Annotated in this window: 15 protein-coding genes; 7 read left to right on the top strand and 8 right to left on the bottom strand. The window is 66.8% G+C overall.

The window, feature by feature from the left end; all coding sequences use genetic code 11:
- Positions 1-65: 65 nt before the first annotated feature.
- Together CKW06_RS17900 and CKW06_RS17895 are read right to left on the bottom strand one after the other, a co-directional pair.
- Positions 66-641, bottom strand: a complete 576-nt coding sequence (locus CKW06_RS17900; RefSeq protein WP_005410647.1) for a ferritin-like domain-containing protein — start codon at positions 639-641, stop codon at positions 66-68.
- Between the two features lie 29 nt (positions 642-670).
- On the bottom strand, positions 671-1,153 hold the full coding sequence (locus CKW06_RS17895) for a peroxiredoxin (RefSeq protein WP_005410646.1): 483 nt from the start codon (positions 1,151-1,153) through the stop codon (positions 671-673).
- 260 nt (positions 1,154-1,413) lie between these two features.
- Here CKW06_RS17895 and CKW06_RS17890 point away from each other — a divergent pair, with 260 nt between their 5' ends.
- On the top strand, positions 1,414-2,307 hold the full coding sequence (locus tag CKW06_RS17890; RefSeq protein WP_005410645.1) for a DnaJ C-terminal domain-containing protein: 894 nt from the start codon (positions 1,414-1,416) through the stop codon (positions 2,305-2,307).
- Positions 2,308-2,395: 88 nt separating this feature from the next.
- Here the strand turns inward: CKW06_RS17890 and pilH are convergent, their stop codons facing one another.
- Positions 2,396-2,767, bottom strand: coding sequence for a twitching motility response regulator PilH (gene pilH, locus CKW06_RS17885; RefSeq protein ID WP_005410644.1), 372 nt, complete (start codon positions 2,765-2,767; stop codon positions 2,396-2,398).
- An 88-nt stretch (positions 2,768-2,855) separates the two neighbouring features.
- Positions 2,856-3,851, bottom strand: a complete 996-nt coding sequence (locus tag CKW06_RS17880; protein ID WP_024956937.1) for a YhdH/YhfP family quinone oxidoreductase — start codon at positions 3,849-3,851, stop codon at positions 2,856-2,858.
- A 153-nt stretch (positions 3,852-4,004) separates the two neighbouring features.
- Between CKW06_RS17880 and hflK the strand changes: the two genes are divergently transcribed.
- From hflK to CKW06_RS17855, 5 genes are all read left to right on the top strand, one after another.
- A complete protein-coding gene (hflK, locus tag CKW06_RS17875) occupies positions 4,005-5,138 on the top strand; it encodes an FtsH protease activity modulator HflK (protein ID WP_005414168.1) in 1,134 nt (377 codons plus the stop codon).
- Positions 5,135-5,998, top strand: coding sequence for a protease modulator HflC (gene hflC, locus CKW06_RS17870; RefSeq protein ID WP_005414169.1), 864 nt, complete (start codon positions 5,135-5,137; stop codon positions 5,996-5,998). The genes hflK and hflC overlap by 4 nt, the downstream gene beginning before the upstream one ends.
- A 66-nt stretch (positions 5,999-6,064) precedes the next feature.
- Positions 6,065-6,250, top strand: coding sequence for a DUF2065 domain-containing protein (locus CKW06_RS17865; RefSeq protein ID WP_005414170.1), 186 nt, complete (start codon positions 6,065-6,067; stop codon positions 6,248-6,250).
- A gap of 371 nt (positions 6,251-6,621) precedes the next feature.
- Complete coding sequence (locus CKW06_RS17860) at positions 6,622-7,914, top strand: adenylosuccinate synthase (RefSeq protein WP_005410639.1); 1,293 nt, start codon at positions 6,622-6,624, stop codon at positions 7,912-7,914.
- 117 nt (positions 7,915-8,031) lie between these two features.
- The gene (locus CKW06_RS17855; RefSeq protein WP_005410638.1) at positions 8,032-8,694 is read left to right on the top strand and encodes a hypothetical protein; all 663 of its coding nucleotides are present in this window, start codon (positions 8,032-8,034) and stop codon (positions 8,692-8,694) included.
- Here CKW06_RS17855 and CKW06_RS17850 read toward each other — a convergent pair.
- On the bottom strand, positions 8,630-9,307 hold the full coding sequence (locus CKW06_RS17850) for a M23 family metallopeptidase (RefSeq protein WP_005410637.1): 678 nt from the start codon (positions 9,305-9,307) through the stop codon (positions 8,630-8,632). The two genes, CKW06_RS17855 and CKW06_RS17850, sit on opposite strands and share 65 nt — an antisense overlap.
- A gap of 4 nt (positions 9,308-9,311) precedes the next feature.
- Positions 9,312-10,274, bottom strand: a complete 963-nt coding sequence (locus tag CKW06_RS17845; RefSeq protein WP_005410636.1) for a L,D-transpeptidase family protein — start codon at positions 10,272-10,274, stop codon at positions 9,312-9,314.
- Positions 10,275-10,506: 232 nt separating this feature from the next.
- On the opposite strand from CKW06_RS17845, the gene CKW06_RS17840 reads away from it, so the two are divergent.
- Positions 10,507-12,633: a methyl-accepting chemotaxis protein gene (locus CKW06_RS17840; RefSeq protein ID WP_024956938.1), complete on the top strand. Its 2,127-nt coding sequence runs from the start codon at positions 10,507-10,509 to the stop codon at positions 12,631-12,633.
- Between the two features lie 89 nt (positions 12,634-12,722).
- Here CKW06_RS17840 and CKW06_RS17835 read toward each other — a convergent pair whose 3' ends face one another.
- Both CKW06_RS17835 and CKW06_RS17830 read right to left on the bottom strand, forming a co-directional pair.
- Complete coding sequence (locus CKW06_RS17835; RefSeq protein ID WP_005410634.1) at positions 12,723-13,013, bottom strand: hypothetical protein; 291 nt, start codon at positions 13,011-13,013, stop codon at positions 12,723-12,725.
- A gap of 14 nt (positions 13,014-13,027) precedes the next feature.
- Positions 13,028-13,567, bottom strand: coding sequence for a hypothetical protein (locus CKW06_RS17830; RefSeq protein ID WP_024956940.1), 540 nt, complete (start codon positions 13,565-13,567; stop codon positions 13,028-13,030).
- Positions 13,568-13,674 lie beyond the last annotated feature (107 nt).

Below are 13,674 nucleotides of genomic sequence, written 5' to 3'. Positions count from 1 at the left end.
CCCTGGTTGGCACGCGATGAATGCGCCCACCAGGGTGGGCATCTGCCAAGGCGTATGCGGGGCCGCTATTCCCCGATCCACCCATCCAGCAGGTCGGCGAACTCGTCGGCGTGCTCTTCCTCCTGCGCCAGGATCTCTTCAAGGATGCGCTTGGTGGTGGTATCGCGGTCGCCGATGAAGTTGATCATCTCGCGATAGCTGTCGATGGCGATGCGCTCGGCCACCAGGTTCTCGCGCACCATGTCGCGCAGGTCGCTGCCTTCCTTGTATTCGGCGTGCGAACGCGCGGTCAGCGTATCCGGGTTGAGATCCGGCTCGCCGCCCAGCTGGACGATGCGCTCGGCCAGCTTGCCGGCGTGCGCCTGTTCCTGCTGTGCATGTTCCAGGAACTCGGCCTTGACCGCGTCGGCCAGCATGCCCTTGGCCATGAAGTAGTGCCGGTAGTAGCGCAGAACGCAGACGTACTCGGTGGCCAGTGCGTCGTTGAGCAGCTTGATCACCACCTCGCGGTCAGCGCTGTAGCTGTCTGTGATCGCGCCGTCTTCGAGGTTGCGCCGGGCGCGCTCGCGCAGGGTTGCGCGATCGCTGATGCCAGGAACGTTCGCGGCGGGCTTGCTGGCTTTGGCTGGCTTGCTGGACATGGCTGGCCGTTTCCTTCTGCGGTGGGGAATCAGGTGGGGAGATGCTCCAGCACGTACTCGGCCGAAGACACTTCGAACTGGCCGGGCTGTTCAACCCAGGCCTCTCGAACTACGCCGTCGTCGACGTACAGGGCAAAACGACGCGAGCGGATTCCCATGCCCGACGCGCTCGCATCAAGCTCCAGACCCAGGGCGCGGGTCAGCTCGGCATTGCCGTCGGACAGCATCAGAAGGCCGTCGGGCACGCTCTGGTCGGCGGCCCAGGCCTTCATCACGAACGGGTCGTTGACGGCCATGCAGTAGACGTCGATGCCGCGCTGGCGGAAGGCCTCGAACTTTTCGACGTAGCCGGGAAGGTGACGTGCCGAGCACGTCGGGGTGAACGCGCCGGGCACGGCGAACAGCACCACCTTGCGCGCATCGAACAACGAATGCGTATCAAGCGTTTCAATGCCCTCGCGGATGCGCTTGAGGGTCACTTCCGGAATGCGGTCGCCGACATGGATGGTCATGGGAACTCCTTGCTGGGGCAGGCTAGTGGGCCGGATGGGACAGGGGCGTCAAGACATTGGAAACCCGGTGTGCAGGCCCCATCTTCCGGCTTTGTGGCAGGGGCTTCCAGCCACAGCGTGGCGCACGGGGATGGCAGCCGCATTGCGCAGGATCAGTCGGCCTCACCGGGGCCGCACGAGGGGCGGCGTAGCCTCGCAGGCGCGTAGAATGAACCCGGGGCGGCGCCACCGGCGCGGCCGAAGCGAATCGAGGTAGCTGGATGGAATTCAAGGATTACTACGCCACCCTGGGGGTGGAACCGAGCGCGGGCGAGGCGGAGATCAAGACCGCCTACCGCCGGCTGGCACGCAAGTACCACCCGGACGTCAGCAAGGAGGCTGGGGCCGAAGACAAGTTCAAGGCGGTCAACGAGGCCTACGAGGCGCTGCGTGATCCGGAAAAGCGCGCGGCCTACGACCAGCTGCGCGCGCAGGGCTATCGCCCGGGCGAGGAGTTCAACGTGCCGCCGAACTACGGCGGCGCCGGTGGTTTCAATTTCGAGGAAGTGTTCGGTGGCGGCGGCCCCAACGGCGGCTTCAGCGACTTCTTCGAAAGCCTGTTCGCGCGCCAGCGCGGTGGAGCGGGCGCGGGGGCCGGTCCGGGCTTCAGCAGCCAGGGCCATGCGCCCAACCGCGATACCCGCGCCAAGCTGTCGGTGCCACTGGAAGCGGCCTACAGCGGCGACAGCCTGCGCATCACCGTCAACGGCAAGCAGCTGGACGTGCGCGTGCCCAAGGGCATCCGCCCGGGCCAGGTGATCCGCCTGGCAGGGCAGGGCAACCATGGCGGCAACCTGCTGCTGGAAGTGGAATACGCCGCCCACCCGCAGTTCGAGGTCGATGGCCGCAACATCCTCTATACGCTGCCGCTCACGCCGTGGCAGGCCGCGCTGGGCACCAGCATCAGCGTGCCGACCCTGGGCGGCGCGGTGGAACTGAAGATTCCGGCCGATTCCGATGCCGGCCGCAAGCTGCGCCTGCGCGGGCGTGGCCTGCCGGGCAACCCGGATGGCGACCAGATCGTCGAGATCGAGATCGTGGCCCCGGCTGCGACCGATGAGGCGCAGAAGAAGGCGTACCGCAATCTGGCCAAGGCGTTCGGCGAGACCATTTGAAGGTAGTGCCGGCCGCTGGCCGGCAACTTCATTGCCCTGGACGGTGATGCGTGGTTGCCGGCCAGCGGCCGGCACTACCGCGCGCGTCTCAGCCCTGGCCCGCGAACACGCGCTCCAGCACCTCGGACAGCTCGTCCTCCGAGAACGGCTTGGTGATGTAAGCCTTGGCGCCCTGGCGCATGCCCCACATGCGGTCGGTGTCCTGGTCCTTGGTGGTCACCAGGATCACCGGGATATGCCGGGTCGCCTCGTCGCGGGCGAGGGTACGGGTGGCCTGGAAGCCGTTGAGGTTGGGCATCACCACGTCCATCAGGACCAGGTCGGGCAGCTCGGCCTTGGCGGTTTCGACCCCGGCGGCGCCATCGGTGGCGGTCAGGATCTGGTGCCCGAGCTTCTCGACGATGCGCTGTATCCCCAACAGCTGCGACGGTGAGTCGTCGACGATCAGAATGCGTGCCATGTTGTTCCCCATGTAATGCCCGCAGTGTAGTGCGGGCCCATTACCGGCGGGAGGGCCGCGTCTGCCGTCCGTCGCCTGCCTGCGACGTTCAGTCGATCCGCACCACGGTACGACCCAGCGAACCGCCCGCCAGCATCCGTTCGAATACGGCAGGAAGGCCATCGAGGCCGACTTCGGCGGTGCAGATGCGGTCCAGGTGATGCGGCTTCCAGTCACTCCCCAGCCGCGACCACACTTCCTCACGCAGTCCGCGTGGCGCATTGGCCGAGGACACGCCCAGCAGCGAGACACCGCGCAGGATGAACGGCATCACCGTCATGTCCAGCGTCGGACTGGCAGCCAGGCCGGCACTGACCACGCTGCCGTAGGGCACGGTCTGCGCCAGCAGGCTGGCCAGCATGGCGCCTCCGGCATTATCGAGGCCACCCCCGAAGCGGGCCGACTGCAGCGCGCCGGTGTCGGCCAGCGCGTCGCGCGGCAGTACCTCGGTGGCGCCGATGCTGCGCAGGAATCCTGCCTGGTCCGGCTTGCCGCTGACCGCGTGCACGCTGTAGCCGGCACGGCTGAAGATGGACAGCGCCAGCGCACCGACACCGCCGCTGGCACCGGTGACCGCCAGCGGGCCGAGTTCCGGGGTCTGGCGGTTGTCCTGCATGCGCAGCAGGGCCAGCGCCGCAGTGAAGCCGGCGGTGCCCAGCACCATCGCCTCGCGTGGGGTCAGCCCGGCCGGCTGGGCGATCACCGCGCGCGATTCCAGCCGCACGTACTGGCTGTAGCCGCCGTCGCGGGTCTCGCTGAGGCCGCAGCCGGTGGCCAGCACCGCGTCGCCTTCACGCCAGTCCGGGTCGGTGCTGGCGACCACGGTGCCGGCCACATCGATGCCGCCCACTAGCGGGAAGCGGCGCAGGATCTTCCCTTTTCCAGTACCGGCCAGCGCGTCCTTGTAGTTGACCGAGGACCAGTGGGCGCGGATCAGCACCTGGCCGGGGTTGAGGTCGTCGACCCCGAGCCGGACCAGGCCGCTGCGGTAGCCGGCGTCGTCGTTTTCGATGCGGAAGGCGGTGAACGGGGTGGTGGGGGCCATCGGCGTTGCCTGACTTCGAGGAAAACGCCACCTTACCCCGTTGCCCCCCTTTCGATCCTGCCGATCCGCCCCATCTTGTATGATCGGTGATGGTTTCACGGCTGGCGGTGCGGGAAGGGCCCGCGCCGCAGCCCAAATCTTGATGGAGCGTGCATGGCCTGGAATACACCCGGCGGCAACAAGGGCGGACAAGGCCCCGAGGACAATCGACGCGGGCCGTTCGGGTCACGCGGCGGTGGCAATGGTGGTGGCTGGGGCGGTTTGCCCGGGCCGCTGAAGGACCTGTTCGACGGCGGCATCGTGCGTTGGGTGGTGGCAGCCGTGGTGCTGCTGGTGCTGTTCTCCAGCTTCCAGCTGATCGGCGAACAGCAGCGTGGCGTGGTGCTGCGCTTCGGCCAGTTCTCGCGCATCCTGCAGCCCGGCCCGAACTTCAAGCTGCCGTGGCCGATCGAATCGGTCACCAAGGTCAACGCCACCGAGATCAAGACGTTCTCGATCCAGGTGCCGGTGCTGACCCGCGACGAGAACATCGTCAACGTCTCGCTGAACGTCCAGTACCGCATCGACGACCCGCAGCAGTACCTGTTCGGCACCGTCGATGCCAACCAGGTGCTGGAGCAGTCGGCGCAGAGTGCCGTACGCGAGGAAGTCGGCCGCGCCGATCTCAACGCCGTGCTGAACAACCGTGGCCCGCTGGCCGTGGCCGCCGAGGAGCGCCTGCAGGCGCTGCTGAAGGCGTTCAAGACCGGCCTGACCGTGACTGGCCTGACCCTGCAGGATGCCCGTCCGCCGGAAGAAGTGAAGCCGGCTTTCGACGAGGTCAACGGTGCCCAGCAGGTCAAGGAACGCCTGATCAACGAAGCCCAGGCCTACGCCGCCAAGGTCGTGCCGGAAGCCCGGGGCCAGGCCTCGCGCGCCCGTACCACCGCCGAAGGCTACAAGCAGGCCGTGGTGTCCAAGGCCGAGGGTGACGCGCAGCGCTTCAGCCTGTTGCAGGCCCAGTACAAGGACGCCCCGGAAGTGACCCGCAAGCGCCTGTGGCTGGAGACCGTGCAGCAGGTACTGAGCGAGAACCGCAAGGTGATCGGTGGCGATGGCCGCCAGCTGATCTACGTGCCGATGACCGGCGATACCCGTCCGAGCACGTCGGCTCCGGCCGCAGTGGCCAACCCGGACGTGGTGATGCCGTCGCTGCCGGGTGCAGCGACGGAAGCTTCCCGTGATCCGGGCCGGCCGGTGGGCCGCCCGACCGGGCGACCGAGCGGCCGTGAGGAGGGCAGCCGATGAAGAGTCCTATCTGGATCGCCGTGATCGTGGCGGTGGTGCTGGGCCTGCTCGGCTCGGTGTACGTGGTCCGTGAGGACCAGACCGCCATGGTGCTGAACCTGGGCAAGGTGGTGCGTTCGGACATCAAGCCGGGCCTGCACTTCAAGGTGCCGGTGGTGGAAACGGTGAAGGTCTTCGACCGCCGCTTCCAGGTGCTCGACACCGCGCCGGCGCGCTACTTCACCGCCGAGCAGAAGGACGTCAGCGTCGACTTCTTCGCCATCGGCTACATTTCCAACGTGGGTGACTACTTCCGTGCCACCGGCGGCGATCCGCGCATCGCCAACGCCCGCCTGGCACCGATCATCACCGACTCGCTGCGCAACCAGATCAACTCGCGCACCCTGCAGCAGCTGGTCTCCGGCGACCGCAGCGAGCTGATCGCCGAGCAGCTGAAGGGGATCAACGAGGCGGTGGCCGGCCTGGGCATGCAGATGATCGACCTGCGCATCAAGCAGGTGGACCTGCCGACCGACAGCCAGGTGATCAACGATGTGTACGAGCGCATGCGTGCCCAGCGCAAGCAGGAAGCCGCAAAGCTGCGCGCGGAGGGCGAGGAGCAGTCGCTGACCATCCGCGCCCAGGCCGACCGTGACAGCACCGTGCTGATCGCCGAGGCCGAGCGTGATGCCCAGCGCCTGCGCGGTGAAGGCGATGCCGAGGCGGCGCGCATCTACGGCAAGGCCGGCTCGGCCGATCCGTCGTTCTATGCGTTCTACCGCAGCCTGGAGGCCTACCGTGGCTCCATGACCGACGGCAACGGCGTGATCGTGCTGGACAAGAACGACCCGTTCCTGCAGTACCTGAAGAACGACCGCTGAGGTCGCAGGGCAGTACCCCACGGGGCCCGGCATATGCCGGGCCCCGTGCTTTTTCCGGAGTCCCCCATGAAAGATCTGTTTGCCGCTGTCTGCCTGGTCGCGGTGCTGGAAGGCCTGTTCCTGTTCGTCGCACCGTTCGCCTGGAAGCGCATGGCCGAACGTCTGCTGGACCTGCCCAGCCCGGCCCTGCGCAGCTTCGGTGGGCTGGTGCTGCTGGCCGGCCTGAGCCTGCTGTGGTGGGTGCGGCATTGAAAGGGTAGTGCCGGCCGCTGGCCGGCAACCCGGGATTGCCGGCCAGCGGCCGGCACTACCGCCTGCGTTCACATGCATGGCCCGGCTCTGGTGGATGCCAACCTTGGTTGGCGTTGCCGGCCAGCGGCCGGCACGACCGGGCGGGGCGGCTGACCGGCCGGTAAAGCCGCCCGTCGGAAAGGTGGCACCCGACCCCGGAAACCCGGATAATGCACAAAAGCCGGACGGGCCTCCCCGTTCGGCTTTTTCCGTGTCTGGGCCTTCCATCGCCGGCCGCTCCCCGTTTGGAGCCGCCTTGCAGGTGCTGGCCAGCCCCGCCACGGTTTACCCGTCCGCGGCCCCGATGGCCGCAACAAATCGAGGAGCCCGTCATGGGTCAGTCTGTCGTAGTGTTGGGTGCCCAGTGGGGCGATGAAGGCAAGGGCAAGATCGTCGATCTGCTCACTGAGGAGATCGGCGCCGTCGTGCGCTTCCAGGGCGGCCACAACGCCGGCCACACCCTGGTCATCAACGGCAAGAAGACCGTCCTGCACCTGATCCCGTCGGGCATCCTGCGTGACGACGCGCTGTGCCTGATCGGCAACGGCGTGGTGATCTCGCCGGCCGCGCTGCAGAAGGAAATCGCCGAGCTGGAAGCCTCCGGGGTGGAAGTGCGTTCGCGCCTGAAGATCTCCCCGGCCGCGCCGCTGATCATGCCGTACCACATCGCCCTGGACCAGGCGCGCGAGCGCGCTGCCGGTGGCAAGGCGATCGGCACCACCGGTCGTGGCATCGGCCCGGCCTACGAAGACAAGGTGGCGCGTCGCGGCATCCGCATCGCCGACCTGCATTACCCGAAGCAGCTGGAAGAACTGCTGCGCACCGCGCTGGATTACCACAACTTCGTGCTGACCAAGTATCTGAACACCGATGCGGTCGACTTCCAGAAGACCTTCGACGAAGCGCTGGCCTTCGGCGAATACGTGCAGCCGATGAAGTCCGACGTGGCCGGCATCCTGCACGACCTGCGCAAGCAGGGTAAGCGCGTGCTGTTCGAAGGCGCGCAGGGCGCGCTGCTGGACATCGACCACGGCACCTACCCGTACGTCACCAGCTCCAACACCACCGTCGGTGGCGCGCTGGCCGGTTCTGGCGTCGGCGCCGATTCGATCGACTACGTGCTGGGCATCGCCAAGGCCTACGCCACCCGCGTCGGCGGTGGCCCGTTCCCGACCGAGCTGGACGACGAAGTCGGCCAGGGCATCCGTGACCGCGGCGCCGAGTACGGTGCGTCGACCGGCCGTCCGCGTCGTTGCGGCTGGATGGACATCGTCGCGCTGAAGCGTGCCGTGGCCATCAACGGCATCAGCGGCCTGTGCATCACCAAGCTGGACGTGCTGGACGGCATGGAAAAGCTGAAGGTCTGCATCGCCTACGAATACAACGGCAAGCGCACCGAGTACGCGCCGCTGGACGCGCAGGGCTGGGAAGAGTGCACGCCGGTGTACCTGGAGTTCCCGGGCTGGAGCGAGAACACCCACGGCATCACCAACTGGGACGACCTGCCGCCGGCTGCGCGCGCCTACCTGCGTTCGCTGGAAGAGCTGGCCGGCTGCCCGATCAGCATCGTCTCCACCGGCCCGGACCGCGACCACACCATGGTTCTGCAGGATCCGTTTGCCTGAGGTAACGCCGGGCGCTGCCCGGCGTAGGTGACAGGAAAAGCCCCGCGCAAGCGGGGCTTTTTCGTTACTGTGTCAGCGGGGTCGGCGAGGAAGCAAAGCGATGACCAGGATGTCAGCGTGAAGGGCGAAACGGTCGTGCGGATCACCCTGTGGGTGTTGTGGAGCCTGTGGGGCATCGCCTGCCTGGTACTGGTGCTGGGCGCGGCCGCCAATACCCTGGCTTCGCGCACGCAGACGGTGCCGTTGGTGCTGAGCCCTGGCGCAACCGCCCAGATCACCGTCTACCGCCTCATCGATGATCAACTGCGGCTGCGCCTGCGCTATGCCGCGGACGGTACGGACGCTGACCCCGAGGTGCTGCTGCGCATCGAAACTCCGACCGATCATGGAGACTTCCGCGCAGGGGAGCGTTCGGGAGTGGCCGGGCAGGGTATCAATCGTGGGCTGGCTTCGGTTGAGTCCAGCGGCCTCATGGCGTCCTACTTCGGCTATGGCCGTGGCGACGCATTGCCACGCGGCCGCTCATGGGTGCGGGTAACCGTGCTGGAGGTGGACCCGGCGCTGGCCGATCGCGCGGCCACCGTCGAGCTGCAGCCGCCACTGGACCTGTTGAAGCTGACTGACCTGGATTATGTCTGGTTGTGGCCGTTCTTCTTCTGGAAAGTGGCGGCACTGCTCCTGCTGATTCCAGGAGCTGCCTTGGCGGTGTTCACGTTCACTTTGCGGCGCTGGCAGCACCGGGCTTCGAAGCAGGCGGATTCAGCAGTGGGTACGGATTGATCGATTCGCCCTTCCACCACTGTTTCTCCGGTCCCAGCACGTGCACCTCGAAATGCAGGTGCGGGGCCTCAGCGCTGGCGTTGCCGGTACTGCCCACATAACCGATCACCTCCCCGCGCCTGATCACCTGCTTTTCGGTCAGGCCATCGGCATAGCGCTGCAGGTGCGCGTAGTAGTAGCACCAGCGTCCGCTGGGCTCGAACTGGTAGATCGTCAGGCCACCGCGCTCGCTGTCGAACAGTTTTTCCACCGTGCCATCGGCCACTGCCAGCACCGGCGTACCGGCATCGGCCATGATGTCGATGGCATCGTGCACGCGGCCTTCGCTGCGCGCATCGGTGAACGTGTCGCGCAGCTGGGAGGCCAGGACGCCCTGTACCGGCAGCAGCAGACCCGACGGCGCATCCGCAGTCCGCGCGGCTGACGGTACGGTGGCGGCGGGGGCAGGGGCCGTGTCGAGCGGCGCTACCGATCCCTTAGCCGGCGCCACAGCGGCTGCCGGTTGTGCTTCCGGCAGCGAGGCGGCTACCGGCTCGCCTGCATCGCGGCGCAGCCACCAGCCGGCCCCCAGTCCCAGCAGCACGCCCAGCACGATCAGCTGCGAAAGACGCATCGGCTCACTCCTGCATCACCACAGGGACGGAGGTATCCACCGCATCGGCCACGCGCAGCGCATCCCAGTTGGTCATGCGCACGCAACCATGTGACTCGGTCTTGCCGACATGGCCGGGCTCGGGCGTGCCATGCAGGCCGTAGTGTGGCTTGGACAGGTCGATCCAGACCCGGCCGACCGGATTGTTCGGGCCCGGCGGCAGTGTCGCCTTCTTTTCGCCCTTGCGCGCATCCCAGAACAGCTTGGGGTTGTAGTGGAACGGCGGGTCGCGATACACGCCTAGGATCTTCCATTCGCCGATCGGCAGCGGATCATGCTGGCTGCCGGAGGAAACCGGCACCTGAGCGATCACCTTGCCTTGCGCATCCAGCAGCTGCAGGCTGGAATCGGACTTGTCGACGACCACCTTGGCCGCCTTCGGTAGCGGCGATGGTGCGATATTGGGCACCTGGATGCGGTTGCCCGCCTTGCTCAGATCCACGCCCGGATTGAGCAGCTTCAACAGCTCAGGGGATGCGTGGAAGCGTTCGCCCAGCGACTCTTCGACGTTGTTGAAGCCCAGCGATTTCAGTTTGGCCTGTGCGGCGGGGCCCTTCGGCACCGCCTGGAACGGCCCGGCGACATCCTCGCTGGTCAGCGTGTAGCTGGCCAGGGGGGTGACCGTATCAGCCTGCAGGGCCTGCCAGGTCGCGTCGTCCAGTTCACCGGTGACGGTCAGGCCGTGCGCTGCCTGGAAACCCGACACCGCGCGCCGCTGGTTGCTGCCCACTTCACCGTCGATCTGGCCGGGCGAGAAATTCGCGCGATCCAGCAGCACCTGGGCATGCAGGGCGGAACGTGCTGCGGTGTCCGGTCCGGCCTTCTCGGCGATGGGGGCGGGCAGTCCAGGCGGCGGTGCCTGCGCGAACGCCGGCGATGCCAGCAGCGAGAGAGCGAGCAGGGTGGATCGGTACACGGGTAATGGCATTGGGAACTCCAGCAGATGACGCCACCACCTTGCCTGCAGGCCGCGCCGAGCCGCCGTGAAAGAGATCTGACGTCTGCATGAGCAGTCGGGTCGTTGCGCCACCGTCCCCGCGCGGGTGCCGCCGGCCAAGGGCTCACCAAGGTGAATGGTGCCCCACGCCGTTGGCGGTTGGCGATCAAGATTGCCTGGCGGGCCGCCGATAACGCCACATCCCCCCGTTTTGGATGTACCGATGAACTACTTGAGGAATGTCAGGGTTGCCTGGCGTCTTGGGCTGGGCTTTGGCCTGTTGCTGCTGTTGGTTGCGGCCGTGGTGGCCACCGGCGCCACCGCCAGTGTCGTGCAGAAGCGCGCGATGCAGCAGGTGGTCGATGTCAGCGTGGCCAAGGTGCGCCTGTTGTCGCAGATGCTCGATGCCAACAACCAGATGATGGTCGTTCGCCGCGAGATGCTGATCCGCCAGGGCGATGACCGTGGCCATGATGAGCAGCGCATCGCCGATCTGGTCAAGCGCTATGAGGCCAGTTGGACGGCCTACCAGGCGCTGCCCAGCGACGCCGAGGGCAAGGCCATTGCCGAAACCATCGCCGCCAAGCGTGCCATCGCGCGTCCGCTCAACAAGCAGACCAGCGAACTCATGGAGCAGGGCGACTACCCGGGCGCCGTGGCGCTGACCCTGGGCCCGGTGCAGGAAGCCGCCAACGGCTGGAACAAGGCGCTGTCCGATGGCGTGGACTTCGAAGAGAAGGAAAGCCGTGAGGCGGCCGCCGAGGCGATCCGCCTGGGCGAGCGCAGCCTGCTGCAGCTGCTGGTGCTGGGCGGCGTCGCGCTGCTGGTGGGCATCGGTGCCTCGGTGATGATCGGGCGCAGCCTGACCGGCCCGTTGGCCCGCGCGGTGAACGTGGCCGAACGCCTGTCCAGGGGCCAGCTGGACCAGGAGTTCCGCCTTGGCGGCCGCGATGAACTGACCCAGCTGGGTGAAGCCATGGCCAGCGTGCGGCAGAGCGTGCAGGCGGCGATCGGCGCACAGCTGCAGATGGCCGAACAGCACGAGGCGGGTGCGATCCGCTACCGCATGGACGCCAGCGCCTTCCCCGGCGATTTCGGCCGCATGGTGCAGGCCACCAACAGCCTGGTCGAATCGCACGTGCAGGTGGAGCTGCTGATGGCTGAAGTGATGCAGCGTTACGCCATCGGTGACCTCAGCCGCGACCTGCCGGACTACCCGGGCGAGAAGGGTACGCTGACCCGCACTCTGGCCGCAGTGAAGCAGAGCCTGATGGCGATCAACGCGCAGATCGATGCACTGGCCCGGGCCGCGCGCGCCGGTGATTTCAGCATGCGTGGCGACGCCGCTGCGTTCCAGTTCCAGTTCAAGGCGATGGTCGAGCACCTCAACGGCATGATGGCCAGTTCGCAGGCCAGCATCGCTGATGTCTCCGATGTGCTGCGTGCGATCTCGCACGGCGACCTGACTGCACGCATGGACGGCGAGTACGACGGTGTATTCGCCCGCATGCGTGACGACGCCAACACCACCACCGCGCAGCTGACCGGCATCGTGCGTGGCATCCAGGTGGCCGCCGACAGCATCAACAACGCGGCGCAGGAACTGGCTGCCGGCAACAACGACCTGTCGCGCCGCACCGAGCAGCAGGCCGCCAACCTGGAAGAAGCCGCCGCATCGATGGAGGAACTGACCTCGACTGTGCGCCAGAATGCCGAGCTCGCTCGTCAGGCCGACAGTGAAGCGCATGCCGCCGGTGCCGCCGTACGCGAAACCGAGCAGGCGATGGCGCAGATGGCGTCGGTGATGGGTGAGATCGATCAGTCCTCGGCACGCATCTCGGAAATCTCCACCGTGATCGACGGCATCGCGTTCCAGACCAACATCCTGGCGCTGAATGCTGCGGTTGAAGCCGCGCGTGCAGGTGAGCAGGGCCGTGGTTTTGCCGTGGTCGCCAGCGAGGTACGCACGCTCGCACAGCGTGCCGGTGTCGCCGCCAAGGAGATCAAGGAACTGATCGAAGACGCCGCTGCCAAGGTGAAGAGCGGCCTGGCGGTGACCGTTGAATCGGAAGCCGCGATCGCCCGCGTGGCCCAGGCCAGCTCGCGCACCACGCAGCTGATGAGCGACATCGCAGCGGCCAGCAAGGAACAGGCCGCCGGTATCGAGCAGGTCAACCAGGTGGTGGTGCAGATGGACCAGGTGACCCAGCAGAACGCTGCGCTGGTGGAAGAAGCCACTGCCGCCAGCCGCGCGCTGGAAGAACAGGCGCATGCGCTGACCACGTCGGTGGCGGTGTTCAAGGTGGAGCAGGGCGCGCGCATGCCCATCGTGCCTGCGCAGGCGGCGTAAGCAACCTGCGACTGGATGTTGGATGACGCCCTGCATGCGATGCCCCGCATGCAGGGCACCGCATGCACGCAACCGGTCGGTGCCGCTGGCTAGCGGCCGCGCGCGGCGCGTTCGATCAGCCAGCCGGCTGCGTACAGCAACAGCAGTGTTGGCGGAACCAGTACTGCATACGCGGTCGACCAGGGTTTGCCGTACAGCAGGCTGCCTGCGCCGATGGCATCGAGTGCAGCAGACTGCAGGGTGATGGGGAGCGACATCAGGATATAGGCCCCCTTCGGGTCCGCATCCGACTGCGCGCCGTGAACCAGCCATGCGGTCAACAGCAGGTAGACCACGCAAAGCGCAAGACCGGTCCAGCTCAGTAATCGCCGCATCTTCATCCGCATGCCTCCGTTCAACGGACGTCGAAGTGAGCCTGCAGAGGCAGGCTCACATTCCGCAGCAGATCCCTGACCACCACCTGCGCAGTCCACGTGCCTTTCGGATCACTGGCCTCGGCCACGAACTTCAGGTGCAGGTTGGTCATGTACAACAGGGTTGGCGGGCCGGGCAGGGCAGCGGTGAAACAGGGAACATCGCGTTCGTCGATGCTGGTAGTGCCGTCCGGGCGCAGCATGCGCAGATCGCAGTGCACCTTGGGTACGCGGTTCTCATCCAGTTGCGGGTTGGACAGGAATGTCAGCAGGAACAATTCACCGCCCGGGTGGACTTCGTCGGCCTGGGTAAAACCGGGAGTGGACTCTGGCGGGGTCTCCCACTTGGCCTGCCAGTCGGCATCGGAGGTGACCAGCAGCGATGCCGCAAAGCCACTGCTGGATTTCATGGCATCGGTCTCCGGCATTGCCTTGCCGTCCCCGCTTATCCAGCCATCGCTGGCGGAGCTGTTCAGTGGCAGCATCATGGCCATCATGGCCAGCGCGTAGGTCCATCGCATCAGAGGCTCTCCTTGGCAACCGCGTCCCGCGGCAGAGCGGGCAGTATCGCTCAACCTTGACCGGCAAAGCAGCAGGAGAGCCGGAGCAGAGGTGCCGCTGCCTGCCG

This window comes from Stenotrophomonas maltophilia, assembly GCF_900186865.1.
Lineage (GTDB): Bacteria > Pseudomonadota > Gammaproteobacteria > Xanthomonadales > Xanthomonadaceae > Stenotrophomonas > Stenotrophomonas maltophilia.
This window is presented reverse-complemented; position numbering and strand designations above follow the sequence as displayed.

Bases quoted from the DNA above. Each gene is read 5' to 3' on its own strand.
- CKW06_RS17880 (WP_024956937.1), bottom strand. From the start codon at position 3,851: ATGGCCCCCACCACCCCGTTCACCGCCTTCCGCATCGAAAACGACGAC.
- CKW06_RS17835 (WP_005410634.1), bottom strand. From the start codon at position 13,013: ATGAAGATGCGGCGATTACTGAGCTGGACCGGTCTTGCGCTTTGCGTG.
- hflC (WP_005414169.1), top strand. From the start codon at position 5,135: ATGAAGAGTCCTATCTGGATCGCCGTGATCGTGGCGGTGGTGCTGGGC.
- CKW06_RS17895 (WP_005410646.1), bottom strand. From the start codon at position 1,153: ATGACCATCCATGTCGGCGACCGCATTCCGGAAGTGACCCTCAAGCGC.
- CKW06_RS17845 (WP_005410636.1), bottom strand. From the start codon at position 10,274: ATGCCATTACCCGTGTACCGATCCACCCTGCTCGCTCTCTCGCTGCTG.
- CKW06_RS17890 (WP_005410645.1), top strand. From the start codon at position 1,414: ATGGAATTCAAGGATTACTACGCCACCCTGGGGGTGGAACCGAGCGCG.
- CKW06_RS17830 (WP_024956940.1), bottom strand. From the start codon at position 13,567: ATGCGATGGACCTACGCGCTGGCCATGATGGCCATGATGCTGCCACTG.
- CKW06_RS17850 (WP_005410637.1), bottom strand. From the start codon at position 9,307: ATGCGTCTTTCGCAGCTGATCGTGCTGGGCGTGCTGCTGGGACTGGGG.
- pilH (WP_005410644.1), bottom strand. From the start codon at position 2,767: ATGGCACGCATTCTGATCGTCGACGACTCACCGTCGCAGCTGTTGGGG.
- CKW06_RS17840 (WP_024956938.1), top strand. From the start codon at position 10,507: ATGAACTACTTGAGGAATGTCAGGGTTGCCTGGCGTCTTGGGCTGGGC.
- hflK (WP_005414168.1), top strand. From the start codon at position 4,005: ATGGCCTGGAATACACCCGGCGGCAACAAGGGCGGACAAGGCCCCGAG.
- CKW06_RS17865 (WP_005414170.1), top strand. From the start codon at position 6,065: ATGAAAGATCTGTTTGCCGCTGTCTGCCTGGTCGCGGTGCTGGAAGGC.
- CKW06_RS17860 (WP_005410639.1), top strand. From the start codon at position 6,622: ATGGGTCAGTCTGTCGTAGTGTTGGGTGCCCAGTGGGGCGATGAAGGC.
- CKW06_RS17900 (WP_005410647.1), bottom strand. From the start codon at position 641: ATGTCCAGCAAGCCAGCCAAAGCCAGCAAGCCCGCCGCGAACGTTCCT.